General features: G+C 70.5%; 21 protein-coding genes. 9 read left to right on the forward strand and 12 right to left on the reverse strand.

The window, feature by feature from the left end; all coding sequences use genetic code 11:
• Positions 1–57: 57 nt before the first annotated feature.
• Positions 58–327, reverse strand: a complete 270-nt coding sequence (rpsT, locus tag AW274_RS35155; RefSeq protein WP_062340140.1) for a 30S ribosomal protein S20 — start codon at positions 325–327, stop codon at positions 58–60.
• A gap of 78 nt (positions 328–405) precedes the next feature.
• Complete coding sequence (locus tag AW274_RS35160; protein WP_062442296.1) at positions 406–1,410, reverse strand: glycoside hydrolase family 18 protein; 1,005 nt, start codon at positions 1,408–1,410, stop codon at positions 406–408.
• 74 nt (positions 1,411–1,484) lie between these two features.
• On the opposite strand from AW274_RS35160, the gene lepA reads away from it, so the two are divergent.
• Positions 1,485–3,317 (forward strand): translation elongation factor 4, encoded by a 1,833-nt coding sequence (lepA, locus tag AW274_RS35165; protein WP_062442301.1) that lies wholly within the window; start codon positions 1,485–1,487, stop codon positions 3,315–3,317.
• A gap of 4 nt (positions 3,318–3,321) precedes the next feature.
• On the opposite strand, the gene AW274_RS35170 is transcribed toward lepA, so the two are convergent.
• The gene (locus tag AW274_RS35170) at positions 3,322–3,900 is read right to left on the reverse strand and encodes a hypothetical protein (RefSeq protein ID WP_062442306.1); all 579 of its coding nucleotides are present in this window, start codon (positions 3,898–3,900) and stop codon (positions 3,322–3,324) included.
• A gap of 195 nt (positions 3,901–4,095) precedes the next feature.
• Positions 4,096–5,361, reverse strand: a complete 1,266-nt coding sequence (locus tag AW274_RS35175) for a glycoside hydrolase family 18 protein (RefSeq protein ID WP_062442310.1) — start codon at positions 5,359–5,361, stop codon at positions 4,096–4,098.
• 120 nt (positions 5,362–5,481) lie between these two features.
• Here AW274_RS35175 and hemW point away from each other — a divergent pair, with 120 nt between their 5' ends.
• Entirely contained in the window at positions 5,482–6,699 is a 1,218-nt protein-coding gene (gene hemW, locus AW274_RS35180; RefSeq protein ID WP_062442314.1) for a radical SAM family heme chaperone HemW, read from the forward strand.
• Here hemW and AW274_RS35185 read toward each other — a convergent pair.
• Positions 6,683–7,489 (reverse strand): DUF3097 domain-containing protein, encoded by an 807-nt coding sequence (locus AW274_RS35185; RefSeq protein ID WP_198169563.1) that lies wholly within the window; start codon positions 7,487–7,489, stop codon positions 6,683–6,685. The two genes, hemW and AW274_RS35185, sit on opposite strands and share 17 nt — an antisense overlap.
• A gap of 10 nt (positions 7,490–7,499) precedes the next feature.
• Positions 7,500–8,162, reverse strand: a complete 663-nt coding sequence (locus AW274_RS35190) for a hypothetical protein (RefSeq protein WP_062442316.1) — start codon at positions 8,160–8,162, stop codon at positions 7,500–7,502.
• Positions 8,163–8,302: 140 nt separating this feature from the next.
• Between AW274_RS35190 and hrcA the strand changes: the two genes are divergently transcribed.
• From hrcA to AW274_RS35205, 3 genes are read left to right on the forward strand one after another with little or no spacing between them, the layout of a single operon-like run.
• On the forward strand, positions 8,303–9,316 hold the full coding sequence (hrcA, locus tag AW274_RS35195; RefSeq protein ID WP_062442320.1) for a heat-inducible transcriptional repressor HrcA: 1,014 nt from the start codon (positions 8,303–8,305) through the stop codon (positions 9,314–9,316).
• Complete coding sequence (gene dnaJ, locus AW274_RS35200; protein ID WP_062442324.1) at positions 9,317–10,444, forward strand: molecular chaperone DnaJ; 1,128 nt, start codon at positions 9,317–9,319, stop codon at positions 10,442–10,444.
• On the forward strand, positions 10,441–11,166 hold the full coding sequence (locus AW274_RS35205; protein WP_062442327.1) for a 16S rRNA (uracil(1498)-N(3))-methyltransferase: 726 nt from the start codon (positions 10,441–10,443) through the stop codon (positions 11,164–11,166). The genes dnaJ and AW274_RS35205 overlap by 4 nt, the downstream gene beginning before the upstream one ends.
• Positions 11,167–11,228: 62 nt before the next feature.
• Here the strand turns inward: AW274_RS35205 and AW274_RS35210 are convergent, their stop codons facing one another.
• Positions 11,229–11,939, reverse strand: coding sequence for a superantigen-like protein SSL4 (locus AW274_RS35210; RefSeq protein ID WP_062442330.1), 711 nt, complete (start codon positions 11,937–11,939; stop codon positions 11,229–11,231).
• Positions 11,936–12,415: a SigE family RNA polymerase sigma factor gene (locus AW274_RS35215; protein WP_051759275.1), complete on the reverse strand. Its 480-nt coding sequence runs from the start codon at positions 12,413–12,415 to the stop codon at positions 11,936–11,938. The genes AW274_RS35210 and AW274_RS35215 overlap by 4 nt, the downstream gene beginning before the upstream one ends.
• 255 nt (positions 12,416–12,670) lie before the next feature.
• Between AW274_RS35215 and AW274_RS35220 the strand changes: the two genes are divergently transcribed.
• Genes AW274_RS35220 through AW274_RS35235 form a run of 4 tightly spaced genes read left to right on the forward strand, consistent with a single transcriptional unit; the run spans position 12,671 to position 15,832 of the window.
• Positions 12,671–13,012, forward strand: a complete 342-nt coding sequence (locus tag AW274_RS35220; protein ID WP_062442333.1) for a histidine triad nucleotide-binding protein — start codon at positions 12,671–12,673, stop codon at positions 13,010–13,012.
• Positions 13,013–13,071: 59 nt separating this feature from the next.
• On the forward strand, positions 13,072–14,094 hold the full coding sequence (locus tag AW274_RS35225) for a PhoH family protein (protein ID WP_062442336.1): 1,023 nt from the start codon (positions 13,072–13,074) through the stop codon (positions 14,092–14,094).
• On the forward strand, positions 14,091–14,555 hold the full coding sequence (gene ybeY / locus AW274_RS35230) for an rRNA maturation RNase YbeY (RefSeq protein ID WP_062442339.1): 465 nt from the start codon (positions 14,091–14,093) through the stop codon (positions 14,553–14,555). The genes AW274_RS35225 and ybeY overlap by 4 nt, the downstream gene beginning before the upstream one ends.
• Positions 14,556–14,560: 5 nt before the next feature.
• Positions 14,561–15,832, forward strand: a complete 1,272-nt coding sequence (locus AW274_RS35235; protein ID WP_062442343.1) for a hemolysin family protein — start codon at positions 14,561–14,563, stop codon at positions 15,830–15,832.
• A 1-nt stretch (position 15,833) separates the two neighbouring features.
• Here the strand turns inward: AW274_RS35235 and AW274_RS35240 are convergent, their stop codons facing one another.
• The 4 genes from AW274_RS35240 to AW274_RS35255 form a co-directional block, all read right to left on the reverse strand.
• Positions 15,834–16,340 carry a M15 family metallopeptidase gene (locus AW274_RS35240; RefSeq protein WP_062442347.1) on the reverse strand — a complete coding sequence of 169 codons (507 nt, stop codon included), beginning with the start codon at positions 16,338–16,340 and terminating at the stop codon, positions 15,834–15,836.
• A 106-nt stretch (positions 16,341–16,446) separates the two neighbouring features.
• Positions 16,447–17,604, reverse strand: coding sequence for a sensor histidine kinase (locus AW274_RS35245; protein WP_062442350.1), 1,158 nt, complete (start codon positions 17,602–17,604; stop codon positions 16,447–16,449).
• Between the two features lies 1 nt (position 17,605).
• Positions 17,606–18,268, reverse strand: coding sequence for a two-component system response regulator CseB (gene cseB / locus AW274_RS35250; RefSeq protein WP_062442354.1), 663 nt, complete (start codon positions 18,266–18,268; stop codon positions 17,606–17,608).
• Between the two features lie 74 nt (positions 18,269–18,342).
• Positions 18,343–18,741 (reverse strand): pyridoxamine 5'-phosphate oxidase family protein, encoded by a 399-nt coding sequence (locus AW274_RS35255; protein ID WP_062442358.1) that lies wholly within the window; start codon positions 18,739–18,741, stop codon positions 18,343–18,345.
• Positions 18,742–18,828: the final 87 nt, after the last annotated feature.

Below are 18,828 nucleotides of genomic sequence, written 5' to 3' on the forward strand. Positions count from 1 at the left end.
GAAGCCGCGCCCCGAGGGTGTCGGGACACGGCTTCCGGAACGTCGCTGAACGCAGACCTAGCTGGCCGCGAGGGCGGCGGCGCGCTTGGCGATCGCCGACTTGCGGTTGGCGGCCTGGTTCTTGTGGATGACGCCCTTGCTCACGGCCTTGTCGAGCTGGCGGCTGGCCGCCTGCATCGCCGCGGACGCCGCGGCGGCGTCGCCGGACTCGGCGGCCTCGCGGAACTTGCGGACAGCCGTCTTGAGGGACGACTTGACGGCCTTGTTGCGCTGCCGGGCCTTCTCGTTCTGCCGGTTGCGCTTGATCTGGGACTTGATGTTCGCCACGAAGAAGCCTCAAAAAGAAGTCTGGGTTTCGGTATGGGTCGCGCTGGCTCGGTGAGAGGGCGTGCCATACGCAGTTGTCTAGGATACCAGCACCCATGACTCGCGGTACTCCTTCCAATCCTCCTCGGTGGCCGCGAAGTCGACGTAGAGGGCCAGGCCGGTGTCCTGGCGCGGAGTCTCGCTGATCACCAGCCGGAGCCCCTCGGCCGCCATCTCCACACTTTCGGCGTAGTCGGTCAGGCCCAGCTTGTGGTCGTGGTAGGCCGGGGCGCCGATCAGCACGCCCGTCGAGGCGGGGGCCAGCGCGAACGCCTTGCGGGCCTGGCGGGCGACCCAGCCGCCGTAGACGGTCTGGAGGGGCGTCCACGAGTCGTAGGTCATGATCGCCACCTGGTCGACCCGCTCGGCCACCTTGCGGAAATACCCCTCCGACCAGTATTTGCCGTGCCCGACCACCGCGTTCCAGCCGGTTACCGCGCCGGGGAAGGGCTCGATCTGGTGGCTGGCGATCGAGATGCGGGCGTTCGGGATCGCCGCCCGCGTCTCCTCCAGCAGGCTCAGGTAGGCGGCGTCGCCGTCCATGACCGGCTCGAAGTTGTAGTGGACGCCGTCGTAGCCGAGCGCGACGATCTCGCGCGCCCCCGCGATGACGTTGGCCCTGGTGGCCGGGTCGTCGAGGTCGAGGAAGCCCGCGTCGTCCTCGTTGACCGTCTGCCCCAGCCACGGCAGCACCCGCACCCCCGGCAGGTGGGTCCGCGCCCACGCCAGGAACTCGCGCGACCTGGGGTGGAGCCCCGGATCGAGCCGCCCGTCGGCCCCATAGGGCCCGGAATGCACGAACAGGTCCCGCATGTGCGTGAGCCGCGGCTTCAGCGCCTCAAGATCCTTCTCGGTACGCCGCCCGTCGACCCACATGTGCCCCATCCACAACGCGTCGGTGCCCGCCGAACGCGCCGTGGCCGAGGGGGTGCCCACGTAGTCGAGCCGCAACACGGCCGTTCCGGTCACCGCCAGGACCAGCGGCAACGCGACGAGAATCGACAGGCCGAGCAGCACACGGCGGCGCGTGGTCGAGGCAAGCATGGGGACATGCGACCATGGAGGGTGGCTGCTCCGCCAGCCGTCGATCGCCTCAATCCCAGTTGAAACGGACTTCGGTGCGCACTCAGACCGGCCAGACCGACCCCGCGTTGATCCGCAATTTCTGCATCATCGCGCACATCGACCATGGCAAGTCAACGCTTGCCGACCGGATGCTCCAGATCACCGGAGTGGTCGACGACCGGTCCATGCGCGCCCAATACCTCGACCGGATGGACATCGAGCGCGAGCGCGGCATCACCATCAAGTCGCAGGCCGTGCGGCTGCCGTGGAACGGCCACGTGCTCAACATGATCGACACGCCCGGCCACGTCGACTTCACCTACGAGGTGTCGCGGTCGCTCCAGGCGTGCGAGGGCGCGGTCCTGCTCGTCGACGCCGCCCAGGGCATCGAGGCGCAGACGCTGGCCAACCTCTACCTGGCCATGAACGCCGACCTCAACATCATCCCGGTCCTCAACAAGATCGACCTCCCGGCCGCCCAGCCGGAGAAGTACGCCGAGGAGCTGGCCGGCCTGATCGGCTGCGAGCCCTCCGACGTGCTGCGCGTCTCGGGCAAGACCGGCGTGGGCGTCAAGGAGCTGCTCGACCACGTGGTCGACACCATCCCCGCCCCGGTCGGCGACGCCGACGCCCCCGCGCGGGCCCTCATCTTCGACTCGGTCTACGACACCTACCGGGGCGTCGTCACCTACGTCCGCGTCATGGACGGCCACCTCGGCAAGCGCGAGCGCATCCTGATGATGTCCACCAAGGCGCAGCACGAGACGCTGGAGATCGGCGTCATCAGCCCCGAGCCGCTGCCCTCGGCCCTCGGCCTCGGCGTCGGCGAGGTGGGCTACCTGATCACCGGTGTGAAGGACGTCCGCCAGTCGCGCGTGGGCGACACCGTCACCTCGGCCGCCAAGCCGGCGAATGACGCGCTCGGCGGCTACGAGCACCCGCGCCCGATGGTCTACTCGGGCCTCTACCCGATCGACGGCGACGACTTCCCCGAGCTCCGCGAGGCCCTCGACAAGCTGCGCCTCAACGACGCCGCCCTGGTCTACGAGCCCGAGTCGTCGGCGGCCCTGGGCTTCGGCTTCCGCTGCGGCTTCCTCGGCCTGCTCCACATGGAGATCGTGCGCGAGCGCCTGGAGCGCGAGTTCAACCTGGCCCTGATCTCGACCGCCCCCAACGTCATCTACCGCGTCATCATGGAAGACGGCACCGAGCACACGGTGACCAACCCCTCGGAGTTCCCCGAGGGCAAGATCGCCGAGATCTACGAGCCGACCGTGAAGGCGACCGTCCTGGCGCCCGCCGAGTTCATCGGCGCCATCATGGAGCTCTGCCAGGGCCGCCGAGGCGCCCTCCAGGGCATGGACTACCTGAGCGAAGACCGCGTCGAGATCCGCTACACCCTGCCCCTCGGCGAGATCATCTTCGACTTCTTCGACCAGCTGAAGTCGAAGACCCGTGGCTACGCCTCCCTCGACTACGAGCCCTCCGGCGAGCAGGACTCCGACCTGGTCAAGGTCGACATCCTCCTCCAGGGCGAGGCCGTCGACGCGTTCTCGGCCATCGTCCACCGCGAGAAGGCCTACGCCTACGGCGTCGACATGGCCAAGAAGCTGAAAGACCTGATCCCGAGGCAGCAGTTCGAGGTCCCGATCCAGGCCGCGATCGGCGCCCGCGTGATCGCCCGCGAGAACATCCGCGCGATCCGCAAGGACGTCCTGGCCAAGTGCTACGGCGGCGACATCTCCCGCAAGCGCAAGCTCCTGGAGAAGCAGAAGGAGGGCAAGAAGCGCATGAAGATGGTCGGCCGCGTGGAAGTCCCCCAGGAAGCTTTCGTGGCAGCACTGAGCACCGACTCGAGCGGCGCCGCAGAAAAGGCCAAGAAGTAGCGCCTCAGGCGCCCGCGTAGGGCTTGATCCGGAGGGCGCGGCGTCCCGCGGCGCTGTGCGAGCGCAACATCGCCGCCGCGTCCTCGTCCGTCAGGCGATTGCGGGTGAGCAGGCTCACCCCTGCCGCGGGGTTCTTGTCGTGGTCTTCGACCAGCCAGATGCCGACCACCGGCTCGGGCTTGGAGACGAGCGGGTTGAGGTAGCGCACCACCAGGGTGTGCCGGTGCAGCACCTCGGTCGCGACGACCAGCAGGTGGTCCTCCTCGGTGAGCTGGCCTTCGTATTCGAACCCGGCGCCCGGGCCGAGCGTCTGCCGTCTCTCGTCGCGGATGGTGACGATCAGGCGGTGGCGCACGCCCCGGCGGATGACGACGTGACCTCGGCCGATCACCTCGCGGCCCGAGTCGAAGGTGTAGTGGCATTCGTGCCAGGCGCCGAGCATGGGGCGTCGCCGGCCGCGATCGAACAGCAGGCGGCCGGCGGGCGCCCACCGCTGCACGGTGGCGCCGATGACCGCGCCGATGAAGGTGACCACGACCCAGTTGGGTTCGTTCTCGAAGATCGACCGCACGAAATCGATCACAGGACGCTCACCCCATATCGTCAATCTGACGATATAGCGGATGGCGGCGTCGGGAGGTTCCGCCGCGAGGGATAGGTTTCCCTATCCCGGAAACCAGCCGGTCCGCTTCCCTGCCCGTCGCCGCGCGTGGACGTCCACGGAAAGAATGAAGGGCCGGAGCGCGACCCAGTTGCGCTCCGGCCCTCGTCGTTCAGGTCAGCGGAGGACCTTGTAGAGCGCGGTCGTCAGGGACGCGCGGCTGTCGTCCTGGTCGATCGACCACATCATCGCGCCGCCGAGGCCCTTCAGGCGGATGTAGGCCGCCTTCTCGACGAGCGAGATCGGGTCGTCGTAGGACCAGAACTCGTTGCCGTCATAGAGCCACAGGGCGCCGGTCAGCAGGTCGCGGTGGCGCTTGCCGGGCTTGTTGACGATGTCCTTGTAGTCGTCGGTGCCGTTGGCCCACTTGCCGGGGGCGGGGCCGGTGGCGGGCTTCCAGAGGCCGTTGCCGCCGGCGGTGACGCCGGTCCAGCCCTGGCCGTAGAACGGGACGCCGACGACGATCTTCTTCTTGGGGGCGCCGCGGCTCAGGTAGTCCTTCACCGTCTGGTCGACGCTGAACTTCACCGCGTTCGGGTCCTTGCGGTCGGTGAACAGGTTGCCGTTGTGGCCGGTGACCTGCTCCCACGAGCCGTGCAGGTCGTAGCCCTGGACGGTGGCGAAGTCGAGGTAGGAGAAGACCTTCTTGACCTCGAAGCCGGCGTCGATCTTGGCGGCGGCGGCGGGGAGGAAGGCGGTGAGCTCGTGCTTCTTGTTGAAGGCGTTCATCTGGCGGCGCAGCTCGGCCAGGAACAGGGTGAAGTTCTGCTTGTCCTCGGGGCGGATCACGTTGCCGACCTCGCCGGAGGAACCGGGCCACTCCCAGTCGAGGTCGATGCCGTCGAAGACGCCGGCGCCCGCGCCGGGGGCGGCGCCGGGCAGGTTGCCCTTCAGCCACAGGTCGATGCAGGAGGCGGCCAGCTTGGTGCGGGCCTCGGGGGTGACGACGGCGTCGGAGAACCACTTGGAGCCGGTCCAGCCGCCCAGCGAGATGAGGACCTTGAGGCTCGGGTACTTGGCCTTCAGCTTCTTGAGCTGGTTCATGTTGCCGGCGATGGCGCCGGTGCCGTCGTCGGCGACGCCGTCGACGCTCTGCTCGGCCGGGACGGGGCGCTGCCAGTCGGCCCACGGGTCGGCCGAGTAGCACTCGCCGCCCTGGTTGACGAAGCCGAAGGCGTAGTTGATGTGGGTGAGCTTGGCGGCGGCGCCGGTCGTCACCATGTCCTTGACGTGGTAGTTGCGGCCGTAGATGCCCCACTGGATGAAGTAGGCCACGCGCTTGTATCCCGAGCCGCCGGGCGTGGCCTGGGCGGGGGCGGGCGCGGCGGTGGCGACCAGGCCGGCCACCAGGGCTAACAGAAGGGGGGTGCGAAGTCTCGGCACTGTTGTCTCCGCTGCTAGGAGGCATTTCTTATAGGAAAGTTTCCTGTAAGTTTGCCGGGATCATAAATGCGTGCGAGCGACCGCGTCAATGAACTCCCCGGCATCGGGCAGACTGGGCGGATGCCCTCCGTGCTCCCCGACGGCGAACCCGTCCCCACGTCCGGTGAACTGCCGTCTTCGGCGCTCGCCACCCTGGGCGGGCGTCCGTTCGGTTTCTATGTGCACGTCCCCTTCTGCGCGAGCCGGTGCGGCTACTGCGACTTCAACACCTACACGGCGTCGGAGCTAGGGTCCGGCGCATCACAAAGCTCTTACGCCGACACCGCGATCGAGGAGATCCGGCTGGCCCGGCGGGTGCTCGGCGACGCCGACCTGTCGGTCTCCACGGTGTTCTTCGGCGGCGGCACCCCCACGCTGCTGCCGCCCGGCGATCTGGTGCGCATCCTCAAGGCCGTCCACGAGGAGTTCGGGATCGACCACGACGCCGAGGTCACCACCGAGGCCAACCCCGAGTCGGTCGGCCCCCGCGAGCTGGCGGCCCTTCGGGAGGGCGGCATCAACCGCATCTCCTTCGGCATGCAGAGCGCCCGCGACCACGTGCTCCAGGTGCTCGACCGCAGGCACACGCCGGGACGCGCCGCCCAGGCCGTCCACGACGCGAAGGAGGCGGGGTTCGGCCACGTCAACCTCGACCTGATCTACGGAACGCCGGGCGAGACCGACGACGACTGGCGGGCCTCGCTCGAAGCCGCCGTCGCGGCCGGGCCCGACCACGTGTCGGCCTACTCCCTGATCGTCGAGACCGGCACCCGCCTGGCCGCCCGCATCCGCCGCGGCGACCTGCCCATGCCCGACGACGACGTCGCCGCCGACCGCTACCTGATCGCCGACGAACTGCTCACCAAGGCCGGTTTCTCCTGGTACGAGGTCTCCAACTGGGCCACCAGCGAGAAGGCCCGCTGCCGCCACAACCTGCTCTACTGGTCGGGCGCCGACTGGTGGGGCGCCGGTCCGGGCGCCCACAGCCACGTCGGCGGGGTGCGCTGGTGGAACGTGAAGCACCCGTCGGCCTACGCCGCCCGCCTGGCCCAGGGCCACTCGCCCGCCCACGCGCGCGAGCAGACCTCGGCCGAGGAGCGCACCCTCGAACGCGTCATGCTCGAACTGCGCCTGGTCGACGGCTACCCGCTCGACGACCTGGCCAAAGAGGTCAGGCCGGCGGCGGCCAAGGCGCTCGCCGGCGGGCTGCTCGACGTCGAGGCGTTCAAGAAGGGCCGCGCGGTGCTGACCCTCCAGGGCCGCCTGCTGGCCGACGCCGTGGTCAGGGATCTGACGTGACGAAGTCGATGAGCTCCTCGACCCGGCCCAGCAACTCGGGCTCCAGGTCGGCGTAGCTGTTCACCCGGCCGAGGATGTGCCGCCAGGCGTCGGGCGGCTCCATCCGCCAGCCCAGCGCGGCGATCACGCCCTCTTTCCACGGGATCCCGCGCGGCACCTGCGGCCACGCCCCGATGCCCAGCACGGCGGGCTTGACCGCCTGCCAGACGTCCACGAACGGATGGCCCGCCACCAGCACGTGGGGGCCCGTCACCTGCGCGGCGATCCGGCTCTCCTTCGAACCGGCGACGAGATGGTCGACCAGCACGCCGAGCCGCCGGCCGGGTTCGGGGCCGAACTCGGCGACGATCTCGGGCAGGTGGTCAACGCCTTCGAGGTACTCGACGACCACGCCCTCCACCCGGAGGTCGTGGCCCCAGATCTTCTCCACGAGCGCGGCGTCGTGCACGCCCTCGACGTAGATCCGGCTCTCCTTGGCGACCCGGGCCTTCAGGCCCTCGACCGCGATGGAGCCCGAGGCGCTGCGCTTCGGGCCCTTCGGTCCGGCCTGGGGGCGGACGAGCGTGACGGGCCTGCCCTCCAGGAGGAAGGCGGCGGGTTCCATGGGGAACAACCGTCGCCGCCCGAACCGGTCTTCCAGGGTGACGGCCTCCTTGTCGCAGGCCACCACCGCCCCGCAGAACCCGTCGTCGGCCCACTCGACCACGAGGTCGAGCTCGGCTGGGATCTGCGGGATCGTCCCCTTCTTGGGGCGCCGCCAGTCTCCGGAGAGCACGTCCCGCTCGTACATGCCGCGAACGTTAGTACATCCCCATCATCCGGCGGCGGGCCCGGCCGCGCCGCACCAGCACCACGATCGTCACGATCACGGCGATCAGGAAACCAAGGCCGGGCAGGATGACCAGCGCGGCCAGGCCACCCACCAGCCCGCCCGCCGCGTCGGCGGTGACGGCCGACAGCAGCTGCTTGCCGACGCCGAACGTGACGCCCTCGCCGTCGCAGGCGACCTGGTACTCGCCCTTGGCCGGGACGCCGATCGTGAAGAGCATCTCCCACTCGGTGCCGTCGTAGGTGAGGGTCTGCGAGCCGGCCGCCTTGTCGAGGGTGATCTGCCGGCTCGGGTCCGCGCCGGTGACCTGGCACTGGACGTCGGTGGGCTGCCCGGCGGCGGCCCAGATGGCGGGGCTGTCGGCCGGGTCGATGGTCACCTTGACGGTCTCGCCGCCCTGGAACGACGACGACGGGGCGATCTCGCCGATGTTGGCGATGGTCGAGCCGACGCCCGCGGCGAAGAGCACGCCGCCGACGACGAGCGTGACCAGGAAGAAGACCCAGGACAACACGATCCAGAGGATCCGGGGGCGGATGGGCCCCTGCGGCGGCGGGCCGCCGTAGGGGGACTGGGGGGCGCCGTAATAGGGGTGGGGCTGCTGGCCATAGTTCTGGCCATATTGAGCGGTCATGAGGGACATTGTGTGGAATGCGACTTGCGACGTATTTGCAGTCGGCTTGTTCCCCTCGTGCCCGACTGTGTTATCGCACCCCGGGGACGGTGGCCGTACACTTGGCACTCGGGAACACAGAGTGCCAGGGAGGTGAGAACGTGCTTGACGACCGGAAGCTGGCGGTGCTGCGGGCGATCGTCGAAGACTACGTCTCCACCAACGAGCCCGTGGGTTCCAAGGCGCTGGCCGACCGGCACAACCTCGGAGTCTCGCCGGCCACCATCCGCAACGACATGGCGGCCCTCGAAGACGGCGGCTACATCCACCAGCCCCACACGAGCGCGGGGCGGGTGCCGACCGACAAGGGCTACCGGTTGTTCGTCGACCGGCTGTCCCAGGTCAAGCCCCTCTCGGGCGCCGAACGGCGGGCCATCGAGACCTTCCTGGCCGGCGCGATCGACCTCGACGAGATCGTCATGCGGACCGTCAGGCTGCTCGCGCAGCTGACCCGCCACGTCGCGGTCGTGCAGTATCCCTCGCTGACCCGCTCGACGGTCCGGCACGTGGAGATCGTGCCGCTGGCCGACCGGCGGGTCATGCTGGTCCTGATCACCAACACCGGCCGCGTCGAGCAGCGGGTGGTCGATCTGCCCGAGGTCATCGCCGACGACCGGGTGTCCCACCTGCGCGCCGTGCTCAACACGGCGCTCGACGGCTGCGGGCTGGCCCAGGTCCCCGAGACCGTGGCCGCGCTGCCCGAGCGGCTGTCCCCCGAAGACCGGCCGGCGGCCGCCACGATCCTCTCGGTGATCCTGGAGACGCTGGTCGAACGGCACGAAGAGAAGATCGTGTTCGCCGGGGCCGCCAACCTCGCCGCCGCCGATTTCACCATCGGCCTGCGCGACGTGCTGGAGGCCCTGGAGGAGCAGGTCGTCCTGATGCGCCTCCTCGGCGAGACCGACGACCTGTCCGAGCTGACCGTCCGGATCGGCTCGGAGAACCCCTACACCGGTCTGCGCGGCACCTCGATCGTGGCCGCCGGATACGGCTCGGGAGACAAGGAACTGGCCCGGCTCGGAGTGCTGGGCCCGACGCGAATGGATTATCCGGTGACGATGGGTGCGGTGCGCGCGGTCGCGCGCTATGTCGGCCAGATCCTGGCGGGGTCATAAGTGGCCAAGGACTATTACGCCACCCTCGGCGTACGCCGCGACGCGAGCCAGGAAGAGATCAAGAAGGCCTACCGCCGGCTGGCCCGTGAACTGCATCCCGACGTCAACCCCGACCCGGCGACGCAGGAGCGCTTCAAGGAGATCACCGCGGCCTACGAGGTGCTCTCCGACCCCCAGAAGCGCCAGATGCACGACATGGGCGGCGACCCCTTCGGGGGCGCGGGCGGCGGCGCCGGTTTCGGCGCGGGCTTCCCCTTCAGCGACATCATGGACGCCTTCTTCGGCACGGCCTCCGCCTCGCGCGGCCCCCGGTCGCGGGCCCGCCGGGGCCGCAACGCGACGATCCGGGTCGAGCTCGACCTGGCCGAGTCGGGTTTCGGCACCACCCGCGAGCTCGTGGTCGACACCGCGATCCTGTGCGAGGTCTGCCAGGGCTCCGGCGCCGCCGCCGGCACCCACCCCGACACCTGCGACATGTGCCACGGCCGGGGCGAGGTCTCCCAGGTGACCCGCTCGTTCCTGGGCCAGGTCATGACCTCCCGCCCGTGCCCCCAGTGCGGCGGCTTCGGCAGCGTCATCCGCCACCCCTGCCAGGAGTGCTCCGGCGACGGCCGCGTGCGCACCCGCCGGACCATCAAGGTCCGCATCCCGGCGGGCGTCGAAGACGGCACCCACATCCAGCTCGCGGGCGAGGGCGAGGTCGGCCCCGGCGGCGGCCCGCCCGGCGACCTGTTCCTGGAGATCGTCGAGCGTCCCCACCCGACGTTCGAACGCCGCGGCGACGACCTCCACTGCACCGTCTCGATCCCGATGACCGCCGCCGCCCTGGGCACCTCCCTGACCATGGAGACCCTCGACGGCCCCGAGCAGATCGACGTCCGCCCCGGCACCCAGTCGGGCCAGGTCATCCCGCTCTACGCGCGGGGTGTGCAGCGCCTCAACGAGACCGGCCGGGGCGACCTGCTGATCCACGTCAACGTCGAGACCCCGCTGAAGCTCGACCCCGAGCAGGAGGAACTGCTCCGCAAGTTGTCCCAGCTGCGCGGTGAGGAGCGCCCGCCCGGCAAGTTCGCCCCGGGCCAGCAGGGCTTCTTCTCCCGCCTGAAGGACGCGTTCAACGGCCGATGACCGTCCCCGTCTTCCTGGGTGAGGTCACCCCGGGCCCGCGCCTGACCCTGGCCGGGCCCGAGGGCCGCCACGCGGCGGCCGTGCGCCGCATCACGGCGGGCGAGCGCGTCGACGTGACCGACGGCGCGGGCCGGGTGGCCGAGTGCGCGGTCGACCACGCCGGCAAGGACCACCTCGACCTCACGGTCCTGCGCGTGTACGACATCCCGCCCCCCTCGCCGCGCCTGGTGGTCGTGCAGGGCCTGCCGAAGGGCGATCGGGGCGAACTGGCCGTCGAGATGATGACCGAGGCCGGGGTCGACGCGATCGTGCCCTGGTCGGCGTCCCGGTCGATCACCCAGTGGAAGGGCGAGCGCGCGGCCAAGTCGCTGGCCCGCTGGCGCTCCACCGCGCGTGAGGCGGGCAAGCAGGCCCGGCGTTTCCACCTGCCCGAGGTCCTCGAACCCGCCTCCACCAACCAGGTGGCGGCGCTGCTCGAATCGGCCGCGCTGGCCGTGGTGCTCCACGAGGAGGCGGCCGAGCCGCTTTCGCGCGTCGACCTGCCCGAGAAGGGCGACATCGTCGTGGTGGTGGGCCCCGAGGGCGGCGTGTCCGACGACGAGATCACCCGCTTCCGGGAGGCCGGGGCGCTCCCGGCCCTCCTGGGCCCGACGGTGCTGCGCACCTCGACGGCCGGGGTCGCGGCGGCGGCGGTCCTGCTGACCCGCACCGGCCGCTGGTAGAGCGAAGCGGGCCTCCCCGGAGTGCGCTTGGCACGTTCCGGAAAGGCCCGCTTCGAAAAGGCTTACGACGCCGGGGTCGAGACCTCCACCGTCGACGGCGTCACCGCGGGAGACGGGTCGGGCGTCGGCGTGGGGCAGTCGTCGCCGCACCCGGTCGGGGCGGGGCTGGGGGAGTCGGCCGTCGGCGTCGGCGACGGCTTCGTCGGGGACTTGGTCCCGCTCGGGTTGGGCTTGCTCGTCGGTCCCGAGGTCGGGTTGGCCTCCTGCGTCGGGCACTTCGCCGCGACGGCCGGGTCGGGGGCCGGGGTCGGCTCCGGGGTGACGCACGGGTCGGACGACGGCTCGGGCGGCGGCGCGGCGGCGGGCTGCGACGGCGCGGACGAGGTCGCCGGCGGCGTCGTCTCGGGGGCCCGGGTGGGGTTCTGGGTGGTGATCGAGATCCCGGGCTCGTCTTGGGTCGGCGGCGGCTGGGCGGTCGAGCCGGCGCTCGGCAGCTCGCCGGCCGGGGTCTGCTCGGTTCCGGTTCCGTTGCCCACGAAGTCGACGCCCACGTTCTCGCGTATTCCGGGAACGGTGACGACCACGATTCCGGCCACCAGGGCGGCGGCGGCCACGGACGCACCTATGCGCCACCACAACAGACCGCGGAGGCCGCGGTTGTCGATGCGGTGGCGGATGATCTCCAGTCCGTCGGGAGACGGCACGACCGAGTCCGCCTCCGCGCGCATCACACGGCGGAGGAGGTCGCCGTGCTCGTCGGGGGGGATGGTCATGAGAACTTCTCCAGCACTTGACGTAATGAGGCCATGCCTCTGGCGGTGTGACTCTTCACCGCGCCTTTGGAGATGCCCATGGCGTGGGCGATCTCGGCCTCGGAAAGGTCGCCGTAGTAGCGCAGGACCAGCGCTTCGCGCTGCCGCTGGGGCAGGGCGCGCAGCGCCTCGATCACCGCGGTGCGCTCGAGTTCGCCGATGGCGCCGTTTTCGGCACTCGGCGCGTCGGGGAGGCCCTTGGGGGCGTACTTCTCCACGACGGCTCGATGACGCAGCACGGAGCGCGAACGGTTGACGACCGACTGTCGCAGGTACGCAAGTGCCTTGTCGGGATCGCGCAGCCTGCGCCAGGCGCCATGGATGGCGACGAACGCGTCCTGCACGACTTCTTCGGCGCTGGCCACATCGCGGACCAGCAGCACCGCGAGACGCACCAGTGACCGATAGTGGGCGCTGTAAAGCGCCGTAACGGCCATGTCGGCATCCCACCCGACCGGCACCGTGCCCAGCGACCTGTCGGCCACGAGGGTCTCGGTGGTCACATCAGTAGGACGCTCGTCCTTGCCAGGGGGTTTACGTTCTTCCGAATCATTAGGGGGCATGACCCAGTTGTGTCCTCGCCCGACACAGGGGATTGGTTGACGGTGCAGTCTCGCACATAAACCCTATCCGGGCAGATCTTTGCACGGGACATTCCGGGGATTACCGATTGGCAACGCTAGGCTTCCCCCGTGAAGAATGAGTGCCTGTTCTGCGCAATCGTGGCTCGTGAGATACCCGCGACGGTCGTGTACGAGACCGACACCACCCTTGCCTTCCGTGACATCAATCCCCATGCCCCCACACATGTTCTGGTCGTACCGAAAAACCATGTGCGCGACGCGGGGGAACTGGCGGAGGCTGGGCTCGCCGACGACGTGATCAAAACGGCGAAGGCCGTAGCGGTCGCCGAAGGCATCGCCGAGTCCGGTTACCGGCTGGTCCTGAACACCGGGCCCGACTCGGGGCAGAGCGTCTTCCACGCCCATCTCCACCTGCTGGGCGGGGCGCCGCTGACGCTCCAGATGGGGTAGCGGACGGCTACCATTGACAGCGGTTAATAGGGAGGCGAGCAGGCCCGACGAGGCCGCCCATGTCCGAGACGCGCGAAACACAGAAGACCCACGCCAAGGTCGTGATCCCCGACGAGCACGCGATGATCAGCATCCTGGGCTCGCGTGACGAGCTCCTCCGGGTCATCGAGAAGAGCTTCCGGGCCGACATCCACGTGCGGGGCAACGAGATCACCATCACCGGGTCCCCCGACGAGAGCGGTGTGGTCGTCCGGCTGTTCGAGGAACTGGTCGAGCTCGCCCGTTCGGGGGCTCAGCTGACCCCCGACGCGGTCGAGCGCAGCATCTCCATGCTGCGCCAGAGCAACGGCCGCCCGGCCGAGGTGCTCTCGCTCGACATCATCTCCTCGCGCGGGCGCACGATCCGCCCGAAGACGGTCAACCAGAAGAACTACGTCGACATGATCGACAAGCACACGATCGTCTTCGGCATCGGCCCCGCGGGAACCGGCAAGACCTATCTGGCGATGGCCAAGGCCGTGAAGGCCCTGCAGGAGAAGCGGGTCAACCGCATCATCCTGACCCGTCCGGCCGTGGAGGCCGGCGAGCGGCTGGGCTTCCTGCCCGGCACGCTCTACGAGAAGATCGACCCTTACCTGCGGCCGCTCTACGACGCCCTCCACGACATGATCGACCCCGACTCGATCCCGCGCCTGATGGCGGCGGGCACGATCGAGGTCGCCCCGCTCGCCTACATGCGCGGCCGGACGCTCAACGACGCCTTCATCATCCTCGACGAGGCCCAGAACACCTCGCCCGAGCAGATGAAGATGTTCCTGACCCGCCTGGGGTTCAACTCCAAGATCGTCGTCACCGGTGACGTCACGCAGGTCGACCTGCCGGGCGGCACGCAGAGCGGCCTCAAGGTGGTCCAGGGCATCCTCGAAGGCATCAACGACATCCACTTCAGCCGTCTGACCAGCGCCGACGTGGTCCGCCACAAGCTGGTGGGGCAGATCGTCGACGCCTACGGCCGCTACGACGCCGCACTGGCGTCCGACCCGCGCGCCAACGGCACCAACCGGCCCAGGGGGCGGCGATGACGATCGAGGTCAACAACGAGTCCGGCACCGAGGTCGACGAGAGCCGTCTCGTCGCCCTCGCCGGGCACGTCCTCGGCCAGATGGGCATCAACTCCCTCGCGGAGTTGTCGATCCTGGTCGTCGACGAGGCCGCCATGACCGCCCTCCACGAGCAGTGGATGGGCGAGCCCGGCCCCACCGACGTGCTGGCCTTCCCCATGGACGAGCTCCGGCCCGGCCAGGGCCGCAACGACGACGCCTCGCCCGACCCCGCACTTCTGGGCGACGTCGTCCTCTGCCCGACCGTGGCGGCCCGGCAGGCCGCCGAGGCGGGTCATCCGACGCAAGACGAACTCGATCTGCTGTGCACCCACGGCATCCTCCATCTGCTGGGCTACGACCACGCCGAGCCCGAGGAGCACGCCGAGATGTTCGGCCTCCAGGGCGAGCTGCTCGAGTCGTGGCGTAAGACAGCCCCTTAGGAACCATGAGTAACGGCTGGTTGTTCTCGGCCGTCGCCCTCGTCGTCGGCGGCGGCCTGCTCGCGAGCGCGGAGACCGCGCTCACCCGGATCTCCCGCGTGCGCGCCGAGGAGTTCGTCAAAGACGGACGCCGCGGCGCCAACCCCCTCCAGGCCATCGTGGCCGACCCCCCTCGTTACCTGAACCTGCTGCTCCTGCTGCGGATGAGCTGCGAGCTCGGCGCGACCGTGATCGCGACGCTGCTGTTCATCGACTGGCTGGGCGACACGGGCCAGGCCTACGCGGCGGCGGCCGGGGCCATGATCGTCATCGCCTACGTCATCGTCGGCGTCTCCCCGCGCACGCTCGGGCGGCAGCACGCCGAGCCGATCGCGCTGTTCAGCGCGCCGGTCGTCTACGGCCTGACCCGGATCTTCGGGCCGCTGCCGACGCTGCTGATCCTGCTCGGCAACGCGGTCACCCCCGGCAAGGGCTTCCGCGAGGGGCCGTTCACCTCCGAGGCCGAGCTGCGCGACCTGGTCGACCTGGCCGAAGAGCGGCGGGTGATCGAGCCCGACGAGCGCGAGATGATCCACTCGGTGTTCGAGCTGGGTGACACGCTGGTGCGCGAGGTCATGGTGCCGCGGACCGACATGGTCTTCATCGAGCGCCACAAGACCCTCGAACAGGCGTTGTCGCTGGCGCTGCGCAGCGGCTTCTCCCGGGTCCCGGTGACGGGCGAGAACGAAGACGACGTCATCGGCATCGCCTACCTGAAGGACATCGTCCGCCGTATCCAGGAGACCGGCGACGACGAGGGCGCGGTCGAGGAGCTGATGCGCCCGGCGACCTACGTCCCCGAGAGCAAGCCCATCGACGACCTGCTGCGCGACATGCAGGCCCGGCAGATCCACCTGGCGATCGTGATCGACGAATACGGCGGCACCGCCGGTCTCGTCACGATCGAGGACGTCATCGAGGAGATCGTCGGCGAGATCGCCGACGAATACGACCAGGAGGCCCCCCGGGTCGAGCACCTCGACGACGGCGCGGTCCGGGTCACCGCCCGGCTCGCGGTGTGGGAGCTCGAGGAGCTGTTCGACACCGAGATCGAGTCGGAGGACGTCGACACGGTCGGCGGCCTGCTGGCCCACGCCCTGGGCCGGGTGCCGATCGCCGGCTCCGAGGCGACCGTGGCCGGGCTGCGGCTGACGGCCGACGAACTGGCCGGCCGCCGCAACCGCATCAGCACCGTGGTGGTCCGGCGGGTCGACGACGACGCGGTGGCGCGCCACTGACTCACCGCCGGGCGCTCGCGTCGGCCCGCATCGGCGGGCAGTCGCCGCCCGGCGTGGTGGCCAGCTCGAAGTGCCACATCTCGTTCGCGTACGTCTGGCAGAGGCCGTAGGCGCGGCCGTGCCGGTTGAGCCAGTCGTCGGCGTCGGTGGGCCCGACGTCGACGGCGTCGCCGGTGACGTGGCGCGACTGGCCGGGGGTGCTGACGTAGCGGCGGGCCTCGTGTTCACTGCCGTACTTGGTGATCGCCTCGTCGTAGAGTTTCCGCTGGTAGCGCTCGCTGCGCCAGGCGGTGGTCAGGTAGAGCTCGACGCCGTCGGCGGCCGCGTCGCGGGCGGCCTGACGGACGGCGCGCAGCAGGGCGGGGTCGAGGTTCGTGATCGCGGGCGAGTCGTCGAACGGGGAGATGTGCCCCTCCACGAGTCCGTCGGCCACGCCGACGGCGTCGGCCTGGAGGGGCCCGCAGGCGGCGACGAGGGTGAGCAGCAGGGGCGCCAGCCACCGGTACATGAGGTGAACGTCCGTTCCTGGTCGGCATCGGGTGGATGCGTCCAGGCTGGTCGGCGCGGGTGTCGGTCTCGCGGGGGCCGCGTATGGGCGGGCGCTCGGCCGTGTATCAGTTCAGCCGCACGGTGGCGACCGCGCCGCCCTCGGGGTCGTTGCCGAAGGCGAGCCGGGCCCCGATGACCCGGGCCTGCCCGGCGGCGATGGTCAGCCCCAGGCCGTGGCCCCGGCCGCGTTCGGCCGCGCCGGTCCGGAACCGCTGCGGCCCCTCCGCCAGCAGCGACGCGGGGAAGCCCGGCCCGTGGTCGCGGACGGTGATCGTCGTGCCCGTCACGTGCACCTCGACCGGGACCTTTCCATGGCGGTGGGCGTTCACGACCAGGTTGGCGAGGATGCGGTCGAGGCGGCGGGGGTCGGTCACGGCGACCGGGTCGCCCTGGGCGGTCACCTCGGCCGCCAGGCCGGTCCGGTGCACGCAGTCGGCGGCGAAGCGGCCCAGCGGCACCTCGACCCGGTCGGCCGCCTCGGCGCCGGCGTCCAGGCGGGAGATCTCCAGCAGGTTCTCCACGAGGACCCGCAGCACCCCGACCCGGTCGCGCACCAGGTCGGTCACCTCGCCGTCCGGCAGCAGCTCGGCGGAGGTGACCAGGCCCATCAGCGGGGTGCGCAGCTCGTGGGCGACGTCGGCGGTGAACCGCTGCTCGGCGCGCAGGCGGTCGTGCAGGGCGGCGGCCATCGTGTCGACGGCGGCGGCGATGGCGGTGATCTCGTCGCCGCCGCGCCCGGCCGACGTGCGGGCCTCCAGGTCGCCCTCGGCGATCCGGCGGGCGGTGCGGGCGACCCGCCGCAGGCGGTGGTTGGGCAGTTCGGCGGCCAGCGCCGCCAGCGGCACCACCAGGCCCAGCACGCCCGCCGAGGCGAGCGCCATGTTCCGGTCGAGGGCGCGCAGCCCGCGCACCTCGCCGCCCATGTCGATCTTCACGGACCCGGTGCCGTCGGCCCCCCACATCCAGGGAGACTCGGGGGCGCTGTCGTCGTACCAGGTGGCGTAGGTGCCCGGAGGCCCGACCCGGGCGGCCAGCGCGGGCGGCAGCGGGCCCTCGTCGACCGGGCCGGTGAGCAGGGCGGTCACCGCCCGGTCCCGGCCGAGGCTGAGCGAACGTTCCCAGGTGCTCTGGTGCACCAGCAGCCCGACGGCCAGCGCCACCACGCCGGACGCCACCGCGACCAGCGCGGCGATCTGCCAGCGCAGGGATCTCCAGCGGGCCATCTCAGCGCCGCAGCTTGTAGCCGAAACCGCGGACCGTCTCGACGCGGTCGGCCCCGACCTTGCGGCGCAGCCGCTGCACGCACAGGTCGACGACCCGGCTGTCGCCGTCCCAGCCGTAGTCCCAGACGTTGCGCAGCAGCGTCTGCCGGTCGAGGACGATGCCGGGGTTGGCGGCGAACTCCAGCAGCAGCCGCAACTCGGTGGGGGCCAGGGAGACGAGCTCGCCCGCGACGCGCACCTCCAGCGCCTCGGGGTCGACGGTCAGGTCGCCGAAGACGAGCGTGGGGGTGCCGGGGGCGGGGGCGGCGCGGCGCAGCAGCGCCCGGATCCTGGCCACCAGCACGGCGGTGTCGGCGGGTTTGACCACGTAGTCGTCGGCGCCGGCCTCCAGCCCCGACACCACGTCGAGGGCGTCGCCGCGCGCGGACATCATCAGGATCGGGACCAGGCTCGACTCGCGCACCCGGCGGCACAACCCGATGCCGTCGAGGCCGGGCAGCATCACGTCGAGCAGGAGGAGGTCGTGGCCGCCCGCGTGGAACCGCTCCAGGCCGGTCAGGCCGTCGGCCGCCGCGTCGACCCGGTAGCCGTAGCGCTCCAGGGCCATGCCGACGCTCTTGCGGATCACCTCGTCGTCTTCGACCAGGAGCACCGAAACCGACATCGATCTCCAAACACGCAGGAACAGGTCCGACGCAGAATATGCGGACTCGGCAGCCGTCCCGGCGCGGGCGGGTATCAGCCGTGAATCGTCCTGATCGGGTGGACCCGGTATTCGTAGGCGTGCTCGTCGAAGAGCAACCACTCGGTGACGTCGATCCGGTAGAGCCGCTCGCCCGGGGCCAGCCGGACCGGGTCGGGCGACTCGGCGGCGCTCGCGATCCCGGCGAAGGTCACGCCGCGCCCCGCGTCCGCGATGATCGACCCCGCCACCTTCGGGCGGGCCGACAGCCCGGCCACGAGCGGGCGTTCGCGGTGGGCGATGAACATGAGCCGATCGGGCCCGAAGGCCGCGTGGAAGGGCAGGGGGAGAAGCGCCGGCGCCCCGTCGCCGTCGACGGCGGACAGGGCCATGAGCCGGGCGTTGCCGACGTACTCCTGCAGGAGGCGTCGGTGGTGGGCGGGCGCGGTTGTCACGTGCCAAGAATGCTCACACCCGCTTGGGTGTGTCTTGCATCCGGCAAGGAGTTTCTTCGCAAGCGTTCTTTAAGCGACTTGCAAGTC

Source organism: Herbidospora daliensis, assembly GCF_001570585.1.
Lineage (GTDB): Bacteria > Actinomycetota > Actinomycetes > Streptosporangiales > Streptosporangiaceae > Herbidospora > Herbidospora daliensis.

Coding starts and splice junctions, on each gene's coding strand:
- AW274_RS35215 (WP_051759275.1), bottom strand. CDS start 12,415: ATGGCCGTTACGGCGCTTTACAGCGCCCACTATCGGTCACTGGTGCGT.
- AW274_RS35160 (WP_062442296.1), bottom strand. CDS start 1,410: ATGCTTGCCTCGACCACGCGCCGCCGTGTGCTGCTCGGCCTGTCGATT.
- hemW (WP_062442314.1), top strand. CDS start 5,482: ATGCCCTCCGTGCTCCCCGACGGCGAACCCGTCCCCACGTCCGGTGAA.
- ybeY (WP_062442339.1), top strand. CDS start 14,091: ATGACGATCGAGGTCAACAACGAGTCCGGCACCGAGGTCGACGAGAGC.
- AW274_RS35225 (WP_062442336.1), top strand. CDS start 13,072: ATGTCCGAGACGCGCGAAACACAGAAGACCCACGCCAAGGTCGTGATC.
- AW274_RS35245 (WP_062442350.1), bottom strand. CDS start 17,604: ATGGCCCGCTGGAGATCCCTGCGCTGGCAGATCGCCGCGCTGGTCGCG.
- AW274_RS35235 (WP_062442343.1), top strand. CDS start 14,561: ATGAGTAACGGCTGGTTGTTCTCGGCCGTCGCCCTCGTCGTCGGCGGC.
- cseB (WP_062442354.1), bottom strand. CDS start 18,268: ATGTCGGTTTCGGTGCTCCTGGTCGAAGACGACGAGGTGATCCGCAAG.
- AW274_RS35185 (WP_198169563.1), bottom strand. CDS start 7,489: ATGTACGAGCGGGACGTGCTCTCCGGAGACTGGCGGCGCCCCAAGAAG.
- AW274_RS35210 (WP_062442330.1), bottom strand. CDS start 11,939: ATGACCATCCCCCCCGACGAGCACGGCGACCTCCTCCGCCGTGTGATG.
- AW274_RS35240 (WP_062442347.1), bottom strand. CDS start 16,340: ATGTACCGGTGGCTGGCGCCCCTGCTGCTCACCCTCGTCGCCGCCTGC.
- AW274_RS35205 (WP_062442327.1), top strand. CDS start 10,441: ATGACCGTCCCCGTCTTCCTGGGTGAGGTCACCCCGGGCCCGCGCCTG.
- AW274_RS35190 (WP_062442316.1), bottom strand. CDS start 8,162: ATGACCGCTCAATATGGCCAGAACTATGGCCAGCAGCCCCACCCCTAT.